Raw genomic sequence first — 15,338 nt, 5'->3', positions numbered from 1 at the left:
AGTATAATATGTTCATGACAACATAGGAGTGATGGGATGGAACGACATCTTGTGAAGAGCTTAATGATGTGCGAAGGTTCTGAATTAAAGATGCTTTATATATTATTAGTAAACTTGCCGGTAAACCTTTTATCAGGCAGACAGGAAAAAGTGGATAGTTTTATTAATGAACAGATGGCTTTACTTGCAGAGAAAAATGAAGTGAAATTACAGGTTGATATTTTCCTTGAAATGACCAGAATCTGTAAATTGAAAGGATTGGATTATGCGGAGCAGGACAATCTCTTTCTACAATCCAGGAAGATAGTGAATTACACATTCAAGGAATATACGAAAAATGAAAAATCAATCAATACAATGGAAATAGTAACAGTTCAACAAAAATTGAGGGAATTGTTTGATCTGGAGGATATTGATCACGCTGCTATCCAAATGTTAGCTGACCAAAACGTACGAAAAAGAATTATGGCAAATAACCGGTTGGTCTCAAAACAGGCAGCACGTCAGAAGCTTTTGGGAGTGATCACAGCCATATTGCTTTCAAAAGATGTGCCACCTTTAAGGGAACAGGACATATACCATTTTATAAACGAATGGAAAAATCGTTATGAGGAATATATGAACCTTCACCAGCAATTGATAGAATTAAAAACGGAACGTGACGGGGCGCAAAATGATTATGACGAAAATCAGAGGATCATTAATGATATACAAAAGCAAATCCGCCATGCCAATCAACAAATTTTATTAGAAAAGAAAACATTGCAAAGTATTTTAAAATATGCAGATCTGGACCAATTACATGTGAACGATTCATTTGAAGCAAACAGACAGGCGTATGAGCAAATTCAACAAAAGATAGGCAAGCTGTATAGACGGAAGCACTCCCATTCGGATAACAAGAAATTGTGGTCCAAAATCAATGCGGGTTTGACATCGGTGTCCATTTCCGTTCAAGTGAAAAATCAGGAAAGAAAAGCAAGCTATTATCTGAGTGAAATGGTAGAAGATTTGTTAGTCTCCAATGTTGCCTATAGAGAAGCAGAGCAAAAAAAAATCAAAGATTGGGAGCAAAAAATCAAAGACCTGACCAAATGGGAAAATCAGCATAAAACATACCAGGAAAGATTGAAAAAAGAACTGATTCAGTGGAAATACCAAGTAGTCCATATCCAGAAGAGCATAAAGGAATTAGCTAAGGAGAATTATGGCTTAGCTGATTTAGACGTGCCAATAGACGAACCATTGTTGTTAGAAGAGTGATGAATGTGAGTGGTGCTAGTGGTTGAGTAGAGTAAGAGAGAAGATTATATTTTACCTTTTAAGAAAAAATAATAGCGCATAATTGTAAAAGACCTCCTACGAGAGTGAACATTTCGTAAACCGGAGGTCTACTTTTAATTTAATCTGGATCACACCCAAATCTCGAGCCCAGACCCCAGAGATTTCGTCCTGATGGGAAGATCACAACCAAATCTTGAGCCTAGCCCCCAAAGATTTCGTCCTGATGATGAGATCACAACCAAATCTCCAGAGCAGAGGCCGAAGATTTCGTCCTGATAAGCGGATCACAACCAAATCTTGAGCCCAGCAACCGAAGATTTCGTTCTGATGGCCTAATCACAACTAAAATAAACTCATTCTGTATTTGTACAGCCGCCAATCAAAAATGGGCATCCTTTCTCGTTTAACCTTTGTGGAATAGTGTCAATGGTGAAAATTCTTGGATCCAATTCATCATTCAATTCTTCCCAAAATAACGGGGTGGCAACAGTTGCTCCTTTGGTCGCCCTTGTAGAATATGGCGCAATAATTGTTTTCTTAGGCGCATGCTGCACATAATCCAGATACAATCTCTTTCCTCGGTTTTTGATCATACGTTCTGTCGTAAATGAATCAGGATACTTAGTTACAAGCACGTGAGCAATCGCATGCATAAATTCCCTTGTCTGTTCAAAATTCATTGGCTCATCAAGTGGGGCATGAACCTGAAGACCTGTCTTGCCAGATGTTTTAACAAAAGACTCAAAACCTTTATATGTGAGTAATTCCCTGATTAATTTAGCGGCAAGTACAGCGAGCGGAAATTCATCCAGTGACGGTGGATCCAGATCAAACACCAGTTCATCTGGATAATCGGTATCTTTCTTATGAAAAGGAATGTGATATTCGATTGCGCCATGGTTGGCAAACCAGAGCAGGCTTTCCAGATTGTTACACAGAATATACTTTCCATCTGTTTCTATAAAATCGGGTTCATGGCGGGAAGGGTGTTTCTGATAAAACGATTCTTCTATAATGCCATCAGGATACCGGATGACTGTTAAATGTTTATCCTTTAGTCTTGGCAGCAGAAATGGAGCAACATGCCGAAAGTAAATAATCAGATCCTGCTTCGTATGATTAGAGAACAGTAATTTTTCCGGTTTCGTCAATTCCAGTTTTTCCGGGATTTGTGCGAGCTGGAGGCGTACTCTCTTGTCGGTACATTCTTCGGGATCCAGATCGAATCGGAACTTTCCAAAGTTTGGTTCTCTGATCTCCTGATTATTCGCATCCAGACAATTGATCTCCACACAAATGCTCGGATCTATTTTCCATTTACTGGATCCTTGTTTGGAACCTTTTTGCCTAATAAATGTCGTTAAGGTTTTCTGATCCTTTGTACCAATTCCATTCTTCACTTTGCCCAGGGCTGTACATTGCTGATTTTCAAAGACTGCTGTATGGAAATAGTCATTTTCCGCATCCCAGCCAACGATAACTCCCTGAATATTGCGATAGTTCTTCACTTTTAACCATACATCCGTCCGCTTCCCGGGCATATAATTCGACTGTTTCCGTTTAGCCACCATCCCTTCAGACTGATGCAGAAAAATAACCTGCTCAATCTCCTTCAATGAGTCAAAATAACGGATCTCAGCTACACGTTGAGCCAGTAGATTGGAAGCTGACGGGAAGGTTCTAAATATATTATGAAGCAGTTGTTTCCGCTCGGTTAATGGCTTTGACTTTACGGATTTCCCTTTATAATTGATTACATCAAACCCTATATAAGTCGCAGGCCTGTCCTCACTGATCATCTTTATTTTTTTCATATTTTTCATTCTGCTTCGCTGCTGAACTTGGGAAAAAACAGAATGATATGCCGTCCGCAATATAACAAGTTCGCCGTCAAGAAATAATGGCAGCAATTCCTTTATATATTTCTGGTTCTGTTGGCACCATGAAATAATCTCTGGAAATTGCTTCGTTAAATTATGATTATTTCTGCTCCATAAATGGATTTCTGTTTCTGTCCATTCCAGCCCGCAGCGAAACCCATCATATTTAATTTCATATATCCAGTCAGTATTTTCCTTTACCTGATCCACCCTTGTCGGTAACATTGGTTGCCACATTGTGTTCAACTCCTTCATTTCTATTTTTAGTAATTAACGCATGATTATAACCATTGAAGATAAAACTAAGAAAAAAAGAGGTGAACACCATGCATACAATGTGGAAAGGAACCATCAGTTTTGGACTTGTAAATATTCCGGTGAAATTACATTCAGCAACTGAAAATAAAGATATCCCTTTAAGAAATCTGCACAAAGAATGTCATTCACCAGTAAAGTATGAAAAGGTTTGCCCTGTTTGTGATAAAGAGGTGGCTACAGAGGAGATTGTTAAAGGATACGAGTACACGAAAAATAAATTTGTCATATTAGAGGAAGATGATTTAGAGGCGATAAAAGATGAGAATGATGAGAAAGCTGTCGAGATTGTCGACTTTGTTAAATTAGAAGAAATTGATCCGATATACTTTGATAAAAGCTACTATTTGTCTCCAAATGATGGAGGAACGAAAGGATATGTCCTGCTCCGTGAAGCATTGCAGGAAACCGGGAAAATAGGGTTAGCAAAAATAACGATACGTTCTAAAGAACATTTAGCAGTAGTTAGAATTTATCATAATACATTAGTAATGGAGACGATCCATTTCCCTGATGAAGTGCGTGATTTTAAAGAAGTGCCGAATGTACCGGAAGAAGCAAAAATTGTTGCGAAAGAGTTAGATACAGCGAAACTGCTGATTGATCAGCTGACAACAGAATTTGAGCCAGAGAAATACACAGATGAGTACCGTACTGCACTGTTGGATTTAATTGATCAGAAACGAAAAGGAGAAGAAGTCTCCACAGCGAAAGAACCGAAGAAACATGACAATGTCACAGATTTGATGGAAGCTTTAGAAAAGTCATTACAGAAAACGAAAAAGAAGAAGAAAAAACCGGCAGCAAAGAAAAAAACTGCTGCGGCAAAACAAGCAAAAGCCAACTAAACAGACGAATAATTTTTGCAGGTTTTCAAAAAATAGAAATACAGGAGGGTGATATAAAATGGATGCTGAAAGAGCTCAGGAAATACTTAATTCACCGGATATGTTTCATGTGACGCATAATGGGGAAAAGATTTATATTGAACATGTAGACAGAAGTAACGGACAAGCTACTGTACACCCGCTTCATGATCCAAATAAAAAATACAGTGTCACCATTGATCAGTTAATGGAACAATAATTACTGTGCGGAAAATCTTTAGAGAATCTTCTGAAGATTTTCTTTTTTACATTCTTTCGCGAATTATGTCGATTATTATCGTTTACAATTAATTACTGTTATAGTAGAATTAGCAGGCAACAGTGACAATACAGGGAGGACCTATATGAAAAAAACAGGTTTGATAACCACATTGATCGCAATCATCCTTTCCGTAACAGTAATTTTCTTTCAAATCATTACAGGGCATAATTTTCATTGGATAGACGGCACGCTTATTCTGTTCCTGATAACAATTATTTGGATGGGACAGAGGCTTGATCGGAAGGCTTCGGAATACCAGGTTACCGTAAAAGAAAAGGAAAATTTAGTGAGACATATCGACTCGTTAACAAGGAAAGTCGAGGAATTTGAACAGTTTTTCAACTCATTTGACGGGGTAACTTTATTTATGTATGACGTTATTCAACAGAAATCAAGGTTCTCAAAAGGTGTTGAGTCATTATTCGGGCTGACACAAAATCAGTTCATTACAAATGGGGAACTTTGGAAAGGTATCATCCATCCAGATGATCGAGAAAAGGTAGCGGAATCAGAAGCTCTTTTACATAGCGGGAATGCGGTCCAAGTTGACTTCAGGATTATTCATCCGACAGAAGGGGAAAAGTGGGTTACAAAAGTGTCTAAGCCTATTACAAATGATCGTGGTATGATTACGCAAATTAATGGACAGTTTATGGATATTACGACACAGAAAGAACTGGAAAATGAACTGCGGTATATGGCATATTTTGATGATCTGACAGATCTGCCAAACAGAAAAATGCTTGACCGCCATGTGAAGAAAGCACTCGCTCGTTCTAAGAGGCATCACCACAGTTTTTCCTTAATGTTTGTTGATCTCGATGATTTTAAGCAGGTAAACGATACATTGGGCCATGATGCAGGAGATCAGTTACTCGTTGATGTAGTAGAGAGACTTGGTCATTGTACAAGAGAAGAAGACTTGATTGCCAGAATTGGCGGGGATGAGTTTATCGTTGTTTTTGAAGAAACTACTAAAAAGGAAATAGAAGAAATCGCAAAAAGAATCATTCAGTCAGCAACAAAACCATATATTCTTGGAGAAAATGAAGCGAGAATCTCTGTAAGTATCGGTGTCAGTATGTATCCCGATGATGGGGATGACAAGGAAACCTTGATAAAAAATGCTGATAAGGCAATGTATTTTGCTAAAAATAACGGGAAGAACAATTACAAACTATACTCTCCTGACCTGCAGGAAGTGGAAGTAAATGAAGAAGGCATCTTCGCAAAATGGATCAGCATATTTCAAAAATCAATGTTCTCAGGAAAATAGAATTCATCCACAAATGTGTGAAGAGTTTTATTTTTGCTCATGAACAGAACGTTTGTTCTTGTGTTTTGGTAGAAATATGATATAATCGAATAAGATAATGTTCTTTTAAGGTGAGGTCGGCTAGCCCCGGATGAAAGGGGGGATGCCTATGATGAGTATGTATGAAACATTCATGGTCCTGTTCGGATTTGGCGGTTTTATTATTACATTACTCGCATTGATCATAGCATTGATCAATAAAAAATAGACCTCCCTATCTACCCTGCAAGTAATTAGGTGAGGTCTATGCAATCATTGCAGCCGAACCCTCTGGGGGAACCGCTTATCTGTACCCACAGTGCCAGCTGTGGGTTTATTAATAATTTTACTTTATCTATTATAGCATAGATGTATACTCCTGGGAAGTTTGAATTATTACCCAGCAGAAAATATTTAGGCATAGTTCTGATAAATGCGCTCCACTTTCTCACGGAAGGATTCAACAGGTACAAACCTTGCCTCACGCAAGTATTCCTTGCCATCGACAAAAAGGATGAGTACAGGTGCGGTATAAATGCTCCATTGGCCGGCAAGTGATGGCAATTCATCAATCACAATATAACCTAGCCTGATATTTGGGAACTCTTGCATTACCGACTGAATCTGTGGATACAAACTATGGCAGACACTGCAATTGTTTTTGGAAATGTAAACAAATGACAGAGGGTTATTGTCAATAAATTGATGTATTTCTGTTTCCGTTTGTAATGTTGTAAAGGAATTCATCAGATAAACCTCCTATTGCATTACACTATAGCTCAAACCATGCTGAAAGGAAAGGGAGACGCTCACGGTTGAATATTACGTGTAATTTGAAACGTTTTCTATGCTCTTTTCGTATACAAATTATGAGAACGAAAGGGGGATGTAAAAATGGAGCAGACGATTTATATTGCAGATAACTTTTTTTCAGCAGGCAAGACGATGATAAAAAACAGGAATAATGAGGAAATAGGGTTACTCGATTTAAAAAGTGCATTTGGGTCAAGTATTTCCGTTTACGACCTGGAAGGCAATGTGTTGATTTCAGCAAAGTTTCGTCCATTTTCCACCAAATGGGTAGTATCTGATCCTGTTTGTGAGAGAGGAATCTTAAAGCAGAAGTTGTTCAGCTTTAGCAGAACATATTATTATACAACAGCGAATCAGGAAGTATGGGAGATTAATAAGCCCGCCTTCTCCAGGGATTTTACAATGAAGGATCACAACAACAACACCGTAGCGGAATTTAAAAAAATCAGCGGGTTTTTCTCATCACCAGCCTATGAAATAAACAATTTGATGAATAAGCTGGAAACTGAGGAATTAATTGCTGTCGTAATGGGTGTAAACGCTATTGAAAAAAGCAATGGTGCAGCAGCAGGCGGTGCAAGCACATAAGCGGCAAAACCTTTCATTGCAGCTCACTCCTCCTGACTGCTAAAACATAGAATACCGTTAACCTTCACTGAGCAAAAGACTTACTAGATCAGCACCCTGGCAGGAGGGTTAGTTATTCATATTCTTTCACTGTATGAACATTGCCGACCTGAAGGGAATAAGTACCATTGCCAAATGTCTGAACTTCCTTATTTCCCGGTGTATTTACATGTTCAATCGATAAATTGATATCACTCGCCTGTTTGTTTTTTAAGTGAGCAGCATCTGCTGCTTCCACATACCAGTTTGCCTTTATATCAGCTAGATTGACGTTTAATTGACTGGTGTGACCGATCACTTCTACATCTATATCAGCAGGTAAGGATATGGTCGGGTAAAAATTCGTATATTGATAATTCCATCCATTCCGGGCAGGAGGCAGGAAAAGGCTGACATAAAGTGTTTCTCCTATTTGATGAAATGAAGCAACCTCTGCTTCTGTTACTTGCTGATCGGTATTCGTCTGATATGTTCCAAAAATAGATACTTGCTTCGTATTGTTTGCTGTAATTTTGCTAAAGTGATTGGAGGAATCAATCACAATCTTCTCTACATTCTCACCAACTGTCTCTTCCATTAAAGGTAAGGCTCCAGTCCGCTCTTCTTCGTTGATATAGCCATCGATTGCCGCCAGTACTCCAGAGCTTGCTCCAACATAAAAACCAATCGAAACACAACTGATGAAAGTGATAAAAAGAATAGAAAAGACATCATATTTGATGACAGGCTGTTCACTTTTCGCTAAATAGAGATAGACTAAAATCTCAACACCTAACACGATTAATAGAACAGGAACCCACAATAACGCTATTTTGTTTATCTCCCAATTAGTAAATTGAGAGATAAACAATATTACTCCAAGTCCTATCAGTGTAATTCCCATAGAGATAGAGCCTACTCGCCATTGTCTCATTTGGTATCGACCTGCTTTCTTTTACCAGGACCAAGTATTAATTTTATTCCTATGCCTATTAATAAAAGACATACGATGGTCACCTGGAAGTATTGATGGTAAAAATGCCAGATGGAAATGTCGTAAATTTCCCTGATCTGTTCTGCAATCACAGGTATTAGGATGGAATCAAACAAATAGAAACAGCCAAGTAATATTAGCCCTAAACCTAACCAGTTCTGATGGATTGCCAGCTGTTTAAAGATAGGTATATCTTCTACAGGGCCTTCTTCAAACTTATTGGCTGACTGTAGTGCGTCAAAGAAGCTGAAAAACCAGATAATCGGTATGATGAAAAGGAAAAAAGTCAAATGCAGAACATCCAGAATATAGATTGATAATAAAAATGCAGCCATTAATTGCAACCCTCTTTTTTGCAGACCTAAATACATATGGCCGGCACCAGGGAAGATCGACAAAGCTGTTGCGAGCATTTTGCTTTTTTTGTTTTCTTCCCGAAGCTTATCAAAGTCATCCATAATTGTACGGTCACTAAGCATCTCACCAGCCTGTTTTTTATTTAAGAGCTGAATGACATCAAACAGACCGTAAATCCAGATGATTGGCAGTGCTAACAGAAATATCAGGAACACACCGCTTGTTAAAAATGAAATAAACAGAACCATTGTGATAATGCCGATAAAAGCTGCCAGTAATGTTAAACCTCTATGTGTCAGCCCTAAATAAAAATGACCGACACCTGGCATAAATGATAGCAGAATGGTGATGAACCTTTCATTTTGAATCATGTTTGGCTCAGAAGTGTCATTCTCATTGAGAATTCTAGGCTGAGATATCGACTTGATGCTAATCATTGTGATAATAATATCCATCATATTAACTAACCATACCGCTCCTGCACATGCTAATAAGGCTAAGGCAATGAAGCTGTCACCAGTAATTATACCAGCTGCAAAGGCTAATCCTATTCCTCCTAAAAAGAATAGCGGATATAGACCTCCCCGAATTTTATAGCCTAAATAAATATGTCCGAATCCCGGAAACAATGCGAGAAATAAAGCTAAAACCGGTGATTTGTTCATTTGTTGTTCTCCTCCTTCATTTGGTCAAGTATGTCATTCGTTTTGTTCATTAACTGTTCAGAAACAGAAATCCGCTTTTGCTTTCCTGTTTCGCTGGTTATCTGTATCACTTCTTCAAACAATCCGCTGAAGGTGAATAACAAGGTAAGGCCTGCAGCAAGGAAATAATGTCCCATGATACGACGCTTTTTGTTTTTTTGCAGTTTATCCTGATCAAATATATGGGATGTTTCTATCTTTGTTATCGTCAGATCAGTAAATGTGTCTGTAACTGAATGTTCCACAGTAAAGTTATCGATCACTTCAAGATAAAGGGAGAAGCATTGTTCACATTCTGTTAAATGGTGATCAATCCTGGACTGGTCATCTTCAGATAGTTGATGCGTACAATATTTGTTTAATATTTCTTTAGGTATATGATCCATCAAAAATCCTCCTCCTTCCAATTTTCCTTCATCCAGACTCTTGCGCGGTAAAGTCTCATTTTAACGGTGGTTTCCTTTAAATCAAGCCTGTCAGCAATTGCTTTATAGGAATGTCCTTCAAGGTGATACAGCCTGACCACTTGCTGGAATTTGACCGGCATTCGGTTAATTGCTGATTGTACAAGCTGGGTCTTTTCTTTTTCTACTATCATTTCATCCACACGACCTTCATCAGGAAATAAATAATCTTCTTCAAAACTCGTCAGTTCTTCCTGTTTGCGTTGTTTCTTCCTTTTTGCATCAATTGCTTTATGTAAAGCTATCTTACTAATCCATGTTTTAAATCCCTGATTTTGATAGGAAGGGAGAGCGTCAATCATTTTAATAAAGGTTTCCTGTGCGATGTCTTCCGCATCTTTTTCATTATGTACCACACTATAGGCGATCTTGTAGATATGATGTTTATAGTTTTCTATTAACATCCGTAATGCCTGCTTGTTGCCTGATCTTACTTTGCTTATCAATACGTCATCGTGAATAGCTCTCTCCCCCCTTCCTGTTCTCTCTGTACAATAGACGAAAAAAACATTAAAATTACTACATAATTCTCAAAATTTTTTTAAAAACAAAAATTGTTAAAATAAACCGGTGATATTATGGGAAGAAAAATGAGTTCGATCCGGTAGATTAGGTGGTGTGGTCATGTTTAAGAAGATGATGTGGGTGACAGGGATTTTATCTGCTGCAGCTGTAGTGGGGAAGATATACTATGACACGAATGTGGTAAAAATAAATCCCGTCACATTAATGACAAATAAACTGCGAAAAGGAAGCCAGTTGTCGATCTTGCAGATTAGTGACCTTCACAACAGGACATTTGGTAAAGATCATAAAGGACTGCTTAAGCAAATCAAAAAGGTAAAGGCAGATGTGATTGTTTTAACAGGTGATTTAATTGACAGAAAGACAACAGATTTTCATTCCATTTTCTGTCTGGTTAAAGAACTGAAGAACATTAATAACCAGGTTTTTTTTATTACAGGTAACCATGAGTGGGATAATCCATATTTAAGTGAGCTGATCAATCTGCTGGAGAAACATCATGTAAAGATTTTGGATAACAGTCATATTACGATACCTTTTAATGGGGATGAAGTTCAGATAATTGGTCTTGGCAAAAATTACGGAAACAATACTCATGTAAAACAAATGATTAAGAAAGATAATTGTACTTTCACTATACTGCTTTCCCATATACCAAATGCCGTCAGGGAACTGTCAGGTACGAACATAGATTTAGTGTTAAGCGGTCATACACATGGCGGTCAAATCAGATTTCCATTTATCGGCTCTGTAATCGTTCCAGATCAAGGGGTTTTCCCAAAATTCGACAAAGGTTTATTTGAGTGGGATAAGGGGAAGTTACTATATATCGACAGTGGCGCAGGTACGACAAGATTACCTGTTCGCTTTTTGAATCAGGCACAGATCAGCTTGATTCAAATTAACGGGGAATAAAAGTTTGCAGAAAGCTTAGCGAAAGCGCGGGTGGCGGTATTTTGTATTGACAGCAAGGGTGCTTTCGTTTAAAATTAAATATAAGTATATATGCCTAAAATCGCAATCTCATTAGTTGATTTTACCTACATAATCGATAATTGGGATAGGATTATCATCAAGTACAGTCAGCTGTATCCTGTTCACATCATTGTCCATTCAGAATCCGCCAAGTTTTTTGGTGGATTCATTTTTATACTTTCATACTTGAAACTGACGAATCCAAACTTATTAAAAAAAACACACGGGGAGGTAGCAACCTTGCTGTATATATCCAGAAGAATTGATTTTTCCGCAATGCATCGTTACAGAGTTGATTCATGGACTGAGGAAAAGAATCGCCAGGTGTTTGGACCATGCAGTAACAGAAATGGTCATGGTCATGACTATAAACTGGAAGTTATGGTAAAAGGGAAATTAAACAATCATACAGGAATGGTTGTCAATACGGGAGATATAAAGCTGGCAGTCGGGAACCTGATCGACAAGGAACTGGATGGAAAATTTTTAAATGAGGAGCACCCTTATTTTAAGCAGAATATTCCTACAGCTGAGAATATTGTTGCATATCTTTGGGAAGCGATTTCACAAGTTCTCGAAAATTGCTCTCTAAACCGCCTTAAACTGTACGAAAATCATTATTTATTTTCTGAAAAGGAGGAAGGTGATATGGTCACATTTACGAGAAGATATCATTTCAGTTCTGCCCATCGTCTGCATAGTGATCAATTGTCTGATAAAGAAAACGAGAGAATTTTCGGTAAATGCAACAACCCGTATGGTCACGGACACAACTATTATTTAGATGTGGCGGTGAAGGGGATACCTGACAACATAACAGGGATGGTGATTAACATGGCGGATTTGGACGAAATTGTGGAAAAAATTGTACTAGAGGAATTTGACCATAAACATCTGAATCTCGATACAGCGGTGTTCAAAGGACTGAATCCTACATCAGAAGTGATGGCAAAGGTTGTCTATGATATGTTAAAACCGTATATCCCCAAATTATACCGTATTGGTGTTTGGGAAACGGAGAAGAACTATTTTGAGTATATAAATGAAGAGGAGACAGTTCACGGATGAGTTTGCAGGATAAAGTCGTTGTAATCATTGGTGCAAGCAGAGGAATCGGCTTAGCAACTGCCCGTCTTTTAAAAGAACATGGTGCGAAGTTAATGCTTGGTGCGAGAAATATCGAAACAATAGAGCAGGAATTCAACGACCACCAGAAACATGTCTGCTTTTATATTGATGTAACCGATGAAGCATCTGTCCAAAAATTCACTGAAAAAAGCCTGGCAGCTTTCGGTAAAATAGATGTTTTGCTGAACTCAGCAGGTGTGGGAACATTTGGGGAGTTGATCGAATCTTCCACAGAAGACTTTGACCAAATGTTGCAAGTAAATTTGCGCGGAACGTACTTAACTTGCAAATATTATGGTAAAGTTATGGTAGAACAGGAAGATGGTCAAATTTTGAATCTTTCTTCCATTGCTGGAATTACTCCATTACAGGGAAATGGAGGGTATACCGCCTCAAAATTTGGTGTGCACGGGTTAACGAAAGTGCTGCAGCTTGAGTTAAGAAGGAAAGGTGTTAAGGTTACCTCTGTATTACCAGGTGCCGTTGACAGTTCGTTTTGGGATAATATCCCGCTGGAAATGGATAAATCTTCAATGATTCCGGTAGAAACTGTTGCATCCCAATTATTATTTCTCATAAATCAGCCTAAAAACGTAACCATCGACGAAATTACTATCATGCCGCCTAGAGGAATTCTATAAAAAAGGATAAATGGTGATGAGAAAATTTTTTCAGAGACGAAGAGATAAAGAAAAAAACATACATAGACCTGACATCGATACCGCTGTTTCTTCCTCTCATTTACTGGAACATTCTTATGAGCATATGAAAGAAAGATTTACCATTGCATGGATCGTCAGTCAACTAGCTGAAGATTTGGAAGCGGATATACAAAACGGTTTATTCCTTCAGTTGCAACAAATCCGGTCAAAAAAAGAAATAAATAATCCGCAAATTTATCAATGGTATGAGTTGGCGGAAGAGGGACTGAATTGGATAAAAAACGACCAGATCATTGAGAATGAAGTGGAGAAATCAGCTCTATCCAAGCCATTTGCCGGCCATTTTAGCAGGGTGTTACAACAAGTACAGATAAATGAAAAAGCAAGAACAAAAGAAAACAGAGATAGTGACTGGAAGATATACAGGGATGTTATTTATTCAGCAACACAGGGAAAACTGCTTCTCACAACATCTGAGCAGATTAATCAATATAAAAATGGGCTGCTTTTATGCGAAAAAGTGATTAAGACTAAGCAGGATATTTCGGTCGCCAGGAATACAGCGAAACAGGCCTTCGAACAATTTGGTCTGGATTCCGCCAAAATTATGAGTTATCATTTGATCATTTCTGAAGCTGTCACAAATGTGATCAAACATGCCGGCAACGGGAAAATGTATATTTATTATGATCAGGGTGAATTCAGGGTAGTCGTTGAAGATAACGGACCCGGCTTTCCTTTAGACATTTTACCGAAAACGACTTTGCTGGCAGGTTTTTCAACGAAGGACTCTCTTGGTCAGGGATTTACCTTAATGATGAAAATGTCCAGGCAAATTCTCTTGGAAACATCTGATCAGGGCTCTTCACTTATTTTACTTTTAGCGGAAAAGGACTAGATAGAATGAGGATAACAAGCAGATCTGTTCAAACCATTGAGAAGACAATAATGACAGCCAGGCTTTTTTCCGGATTCTGGGACAGATGGATTGTGCATGGACTGTCGCGGTCCACAATGATGGAAGCAATGAAGCAGATTAACCATCTGGAAGATTGGCTGAATTATTTTGAAGCAAAGGCCATTACATACAATGAATTGGCAGTTTCAGCTAGTGGCAGCACGCGTGGCAATGCATTGCGGAACTATTATCAGGCAAGTCTTTGCTATAATTTATGTCAATGGATTTTTCCTAGCATTTGTGATGAAAAGAAATACTGGTACAGCAAAATGTCAGAAACCTCCCAATTGGCTGATCAATTGCTTGATAATACTCTCATCTATACGGAAATAAAAAGCGGTAACCAGAGCAGTTATGGTCGAATAAGAAGGAACAGCAACACATCTAAAGTGATGATCATTCTTACACCAATTGATTCAACGGCTGAAGAGCTTTTTTCTTATGAGGATCATTTTTTTCGCCTCGGTTTCTCTACCGTATGTTTTGATGGACCTGGACAAGGAAAAACCTTGCTGAATGGATGGAAATTGAGTACAGGAAGTTATCGGCTCTTTTTAGATGAACTGATGAAAATGGTAAAATCCACCTTTCCCGGCATGTCCGTTTATCTTTTTGGAACTAGTTCAGGTGCATTGTGGGCAATTGAAGCGGCCAAATATGAAGTGGTGAAAAAGGTAATTTCTGTTAGTCCATCCATCTCCTCTGACTTGAAAATGCCTGATTATTTTAATGAACGGGTAAATGCGGTGACAGAGGACGTTAAAGCTGTCCTCCCAATTGTCGATAAACTGACAATACATAAACCTGTACTATTATTTCACGGCGCAAAAGATGTGCTGGTTAAACAGGAGGATATTAACCGGTTGATTTCCCGTCTTCCTCAGAAAAGTGAGTGGAAAATATACCCGAATGAAGGTCATTGCTGTAATTATAAACTGGATGAGATTCGCTCCATATCAGCGGAGTGGTGTAAAGAGGGTGTAAAATAATGACAATGGAAGAGTTTATTGAGCACATTTCCCGGATTAGTAACATTCCATCAGAAAGCATTGAACCCGATTCATCTTTTAAAGATGATATAGGAATTGATTCACTGCAAATGGTTAACTTACTTATCGAAATCACAGAGAAAACGAACACAGATATGACCCGTATCATGCATCCCGATCATTACTCAACTCCATTTCAGCTGTATCGTACATTATTCAAATAGGAATAAGATAGGGACAG

Annotated in this window: 18 protein-coding genes; 12 read left to right on the top strand and 6 right to left on the bottom strand. The window is 38.3% G+C overall.

Annotated features, from left to right (window positions below):
• The first annotated feature begins 36 nt into the window (after positions 1-36).
• Positions 37-1,263, top strand: coding sequence for a hypothetical protein (locus tag BMW36_RS02810; RefSeq protein WP_089738734.1), 1,227 nt, complete (start codon positions 37-39; stop codon positions 1,261-1,263).
• Between the two features lie 374 nt (positions 1,264-1,637).
• On the opposite strand, the gene ligD is transcribed toward BMW36_RS02810, so the two are convergent.
• Positions 1,638-3,401, bottom strand: a complete 1,764-nt coding sequence (gene ligD / locus BMW36_RS02805) for a DNA ligase D (RefSeq protein WP_175480331.1) — start codon at positions 3,399-3,401, stop codon at positions 1,638-1,640.
• An 89-nt stretch (positions 3,402-3,490) separates the two neighbouring features.
• On the opposite strand from ligD, the gene ku reads away from it, so the two are divergent.
• The 4 genes from ku to BMW36_RS02785 all read left to right on the top strand — a co-directional run bounded on the left by ku (position 3,491) and on the right by BMW36_RS02785 (position 6,151).
• A complete protein-coding gene (gene ku / locus BMW36_RS02800) occupies positions 3,491-4,327 on the top strand; it encodes a non-homologous end joining protein Ku (protein WP_089738730.1) in 837 nt (278 codons plus the stop codon).
• A 58-nt stretch (positions 4,328-4,385) separates the two neighbouring features.
• A complete protein-coding gene (locus BMW36_RS02795) occupies positions 4,386-4,565 on the top strand; it encodes an H-type small acid-soluble spore protein (RefSeq protein WP_089738728.1) in 180 nt (59 codons plus the stop codon).
• A gap of 145 nt (positions 4,566-4,710) precedes the next feature.
• Positions 4,711-5,904, top strand: a complete 1,194-nt coding sequence (locus BMW36_RS02790) for a sensor domain-containing diguanylate cyclase (RefSeq protein WP_089738726.1) — start codon at positions 4,711-4,713, stop codon at positions 5,902-5,904.
• A 148-nt stretch (positions 5,905-6,052) separates the two neighbouring features.
• On the top strand, positions 6,053-6,151 hold the full coding sequence (locus tag BMW36_RS02785; RefSeq protein ID WP_245711557.1) for a putative holin-like toxin: 99 nt from the start codon (positions 6,053-6,055) through the stop codon (positions 6,149-6,151).
• Between the two features lie 185 nt (positions 6,152-6,336).
• Here BMW36_RS02785 and BMW36_RS02780 read toward each other — a convergent pair whose 3' ends face one another.
• Positions 6,337-6,669: a thioredoxin family protein gene (locus BMW36_RS02780; protein ID WP_089738722.1), complete on the bottom strand. Its 333-nt coding sequence runs from the start codon at positions 6,667-6,669 to the stop codon at positions 6,337-6,339.
• A gap of 147 nt (positions 6,670-6,816) precedes the next feature.
• Here BMW36_RS02780 and BMW36_RS02775 point away from each other — a divergent pair, with 147 nt between their 5' ends.
• Positions 6,817-7,323, top strand: a complete 507-nt coding sequence (locus BMW36_RS02775; RefSeq protein ID WP_089738719.1) for an LURP-one-related family protein — start codon at positions 6,817-6,819, stop codon at positions 7,321-7,323.
• Between the two features lie 112 nt (positions 7,324-7,435).
• On the opposite strand, the gene BMW36_RS02770 is transcribed toward BMW36_RS02775, so the two are convergent.
• From BMW36_RS02770 to BMW36_RS02755, 4 genes are read right to left on the bottom strand one after another with little or no spacing between them, the layout of a single operon-like run.
• Positions 7,436-8,275, bottom strand: coding sequence for a hypothetical protein (locus BMW36_RS02770; protein ID WP_089738718.1), 840 nt, complete (start codon positions 8,273-8,275; stop codon positions 7,436-7,438).
• Complete coding sequence (locus BMW36_RS02765) at positions 8,272-9,357, bottom strand: hypothetical protein (protein ID WP_089738716.1); 1,086 nt, start codon at positions 9,355-9,357, stop codon at positions 8,272-8,274. Before BMW36_RS02765 ends, BMW36_RS02770 begins: the two co-directional genes overlap by 4 nt.
• Positions 9,354-9,785 carry a zf-HC2 domain-containing protein gene (locus tag BMW36_RS02760; protein WP_139180277.1) on the bottom strand — a complete coding sequence of 144 codons (432 nt, stop codon included), beginning with the start codon at positions 9,783-9,785 and terminating at the stop codon, positions 9,354-9,356. Before BMW36_RS02760 ends, BMW36_RS02765 begins: the two co-directional genes overlap by 4 nt.
• Positions 9,782-10,306 carry an RNA polymerase sigma factor gene (locus BMW36_RS02755; RefSeq protein ID WP_175480330.1) on the bottom strand — a complete coding sequence of 175 codons (525 nt, stop codon included), beginning with the start codon at positions 10,304-10,306 and terminating at the stop codon, positions 9,782-9,784. Before BMW36_RS02755 ends, BMW36_RS02760 begins: the two co-directional genes overlap by 4 nt.
• A 178-nt stretch (positions 10,307-10,484) precedes the next feature.
• On the opposite strand from BMW36_RS02755, the gene BMW36_RS02750 reads away from it, so the two are divergent.
• The 6 genes from BMW36_RS02750 (at position 10,485) to BMW36_RS02725 (ending at position 15,321) form a co-directional block, all read left to right on the top strand.
• On the top strand, positions 10,485-11,300 hold the full coding sequence (locus BMW36_RS02750) for a metallophosphoesterase (protein ID WP_089738709.1): 816 nt from the start codon (positions 10,485-10,487) through the stop codon (positions 11,298-11,300).
• Between the two features lie 300 nt (positions 11,301-11,600).
• Positions 11,601-12,428, top strand: a complete 828-nt coding sequence (locus BMW36_RS02745) for a 6-carboxytetrahydropterin synthase (protein ID WP_089738886.1) — start codon at positions 11,601-11,603, stop codon at positions 12,426-12,428.
• Positions 12,425-13,129 carry an SDR family oxidoreductase gene (locus tag BMW36_RS02740; RefSeq protein ID WP_089738706.1) on the top strand — a complete coding sequence of 235 codons (705 nt, stop codon included), beginning with the start codon at positions 12,425-12,427 and terminating at the stop codon, positions 13,127-13,129. The genes BMW36_RS02745 and BMW36_RS02740 overlap by 4 nt, the downstream gene beginning before the upstream one ends.
• A 16-nt stretch (positions 13,130-13,145) precedes the next feature.
• The gene (locus tag BMW36_RS02735) at positions 13,146-14,048 is read left to right on the top strand and encodes an ATP-binding protein (protein WP_175480329.1); all 903 of its coding nucleotides are present in this window, start codon (positions 13,146-13,148) and stop codon (positions 14,046-14,048) included.
• A gap of 5 nt (positions 14,049-14,053) precedes the next feature.
• Positions 14,054-15,097: an alpha/beta hydrolase gene (locus BMW36_RS02730; protein WP_089738702.1), complete on the top strand. Its 1,044-nt coding sequence runs from the start codon at positions 14,054-14,056 to the stop codon at positions 15,095-15,097.
• Entirely contained in the window at positions 15,097-15,321 is a 225-nt protein-coding gene (locus BMW36_RS02725; RefSeq protein ID WP_089738701.1) for an acyl carrier protein, read from the top strand. The genes BMW36_RS02730 and BMW36_RS02725 overlap by 1 nt, the downstream gene beginning before the upstream one ends.
• Positions 15,322-15,338: the final 17 nt, after the last annotated feature.

Origin of the sequence: Gracilibacillus ureilyticus (genome assembly GCF_900111195.1) — a bacterium.
Lineage (GTDB): Bacteria > Bacillota > Bacilli > Bacillales > Amphibacillaceae > Gracilibacillus > Gracilibacillus ureilyticus.
Note: the sequence above shows the minus strand (reverse complement) of the source record. Positions and strands in the feature narration are given on the sequence as shown.

Coding starts and splice junctions, on each gene's coding strand:
- BMW36_RS02810 (WP_089738734.1), top strand. CDS start 37: ATGGAACGACATCTTGTGAAGAGCTTAATGATGTGCGAAGGTTCTGAA.
- ku (WP_089738730.1), top strand. CDS start 3,491: ATGCATACAATGTGGAAAGGAACCATCAGTTTTGGACTTGTAAATATT.
- BMW36_RS02735 (WP_175480329.1), top strand. CDS start 13,146: ATGAGAAAATTTTTTCAGAGACGAAGAGATAAAGAAAAAAACATACAT.
- BMW36_RS02765 (WP_089738716.1), bottom strand. CDS start 9,357: ATGAACAAATCACCGGTTTTAGCTTTATTTCTCGCATTGTTTCCGGGA.
- BMW36_RS02795 (WP_089738728.1), top strand. CDS start 4,386: ATGGATGCTGAAAGAGCTCAGGAAATACTTAATTCACCGGATATGTTT.
- BMW36_RS02740 (WP_089738706.1), top strand. CDS start 12,425: ATGAGTTTGCAGGATAAAGTCGTTGTAATCATTGGTGCAAGCAGAGGA.
- BMW36_RS02770 (WP_089738718.1), bottom strand. CDS start 8,275: ATGAGACAATGGCGAGTAGGCTCTATCTCTATGGGAATTACACTGATA.
- BMW36_RS02725 (WP_089738701.1), top strand. CDS start 15,097: ATGACAATGGAAGAGTTTATTGAGCACATTTCCCGGATTAGTAACATT.
- ligD (WP_175480331.1), bottom strand. CDS start 3,401: ATGTGGCAACCAATGTTACCGACAAGGGTGGATCAGGTAAAGGAAAAT.
- BMW36_RS02750 (WP_089738709.1), top strand. CDS start 10,485: ATGTTTAAGAAGATGATGTGGGTGACAGGGATTTTATCTGCTGCAGCT.
- BMW36_RS02730 (WP_089738702.1), top strand. CDS start 14,054: ATGAGGATAACAAGCAGATCTGTTCAAACCATTGAGAAGACAATAATG.
- BMW36_RS02785 (WP_245711557.1), top strand. CDS start 6,053: ATGATGAGTATGTATGAAACATTCATGGTCCTGTTCGGATTTGGCGGT.
- BMW36_RS02780 (WP_089738722.1), bottom strand. CDS start 6,669: ATGAATTCCTTTACAACATTACAAACGGAAACAGAAATACATCAATTT.
- BMW36_RS02775 (WP_089738719.1), top strand. CDS start 6,817: ATGGAGCAGACGATTTATATTGCAGATAACTTTTTTTCAGCAGGCAAG.
- BMW36_RS02790 (WP_089738726.1), top strand. CDS start 4,711: ATGAAAAAAACAGGTTTGATAACCACATTGATCGCAATCATCCTTTCC.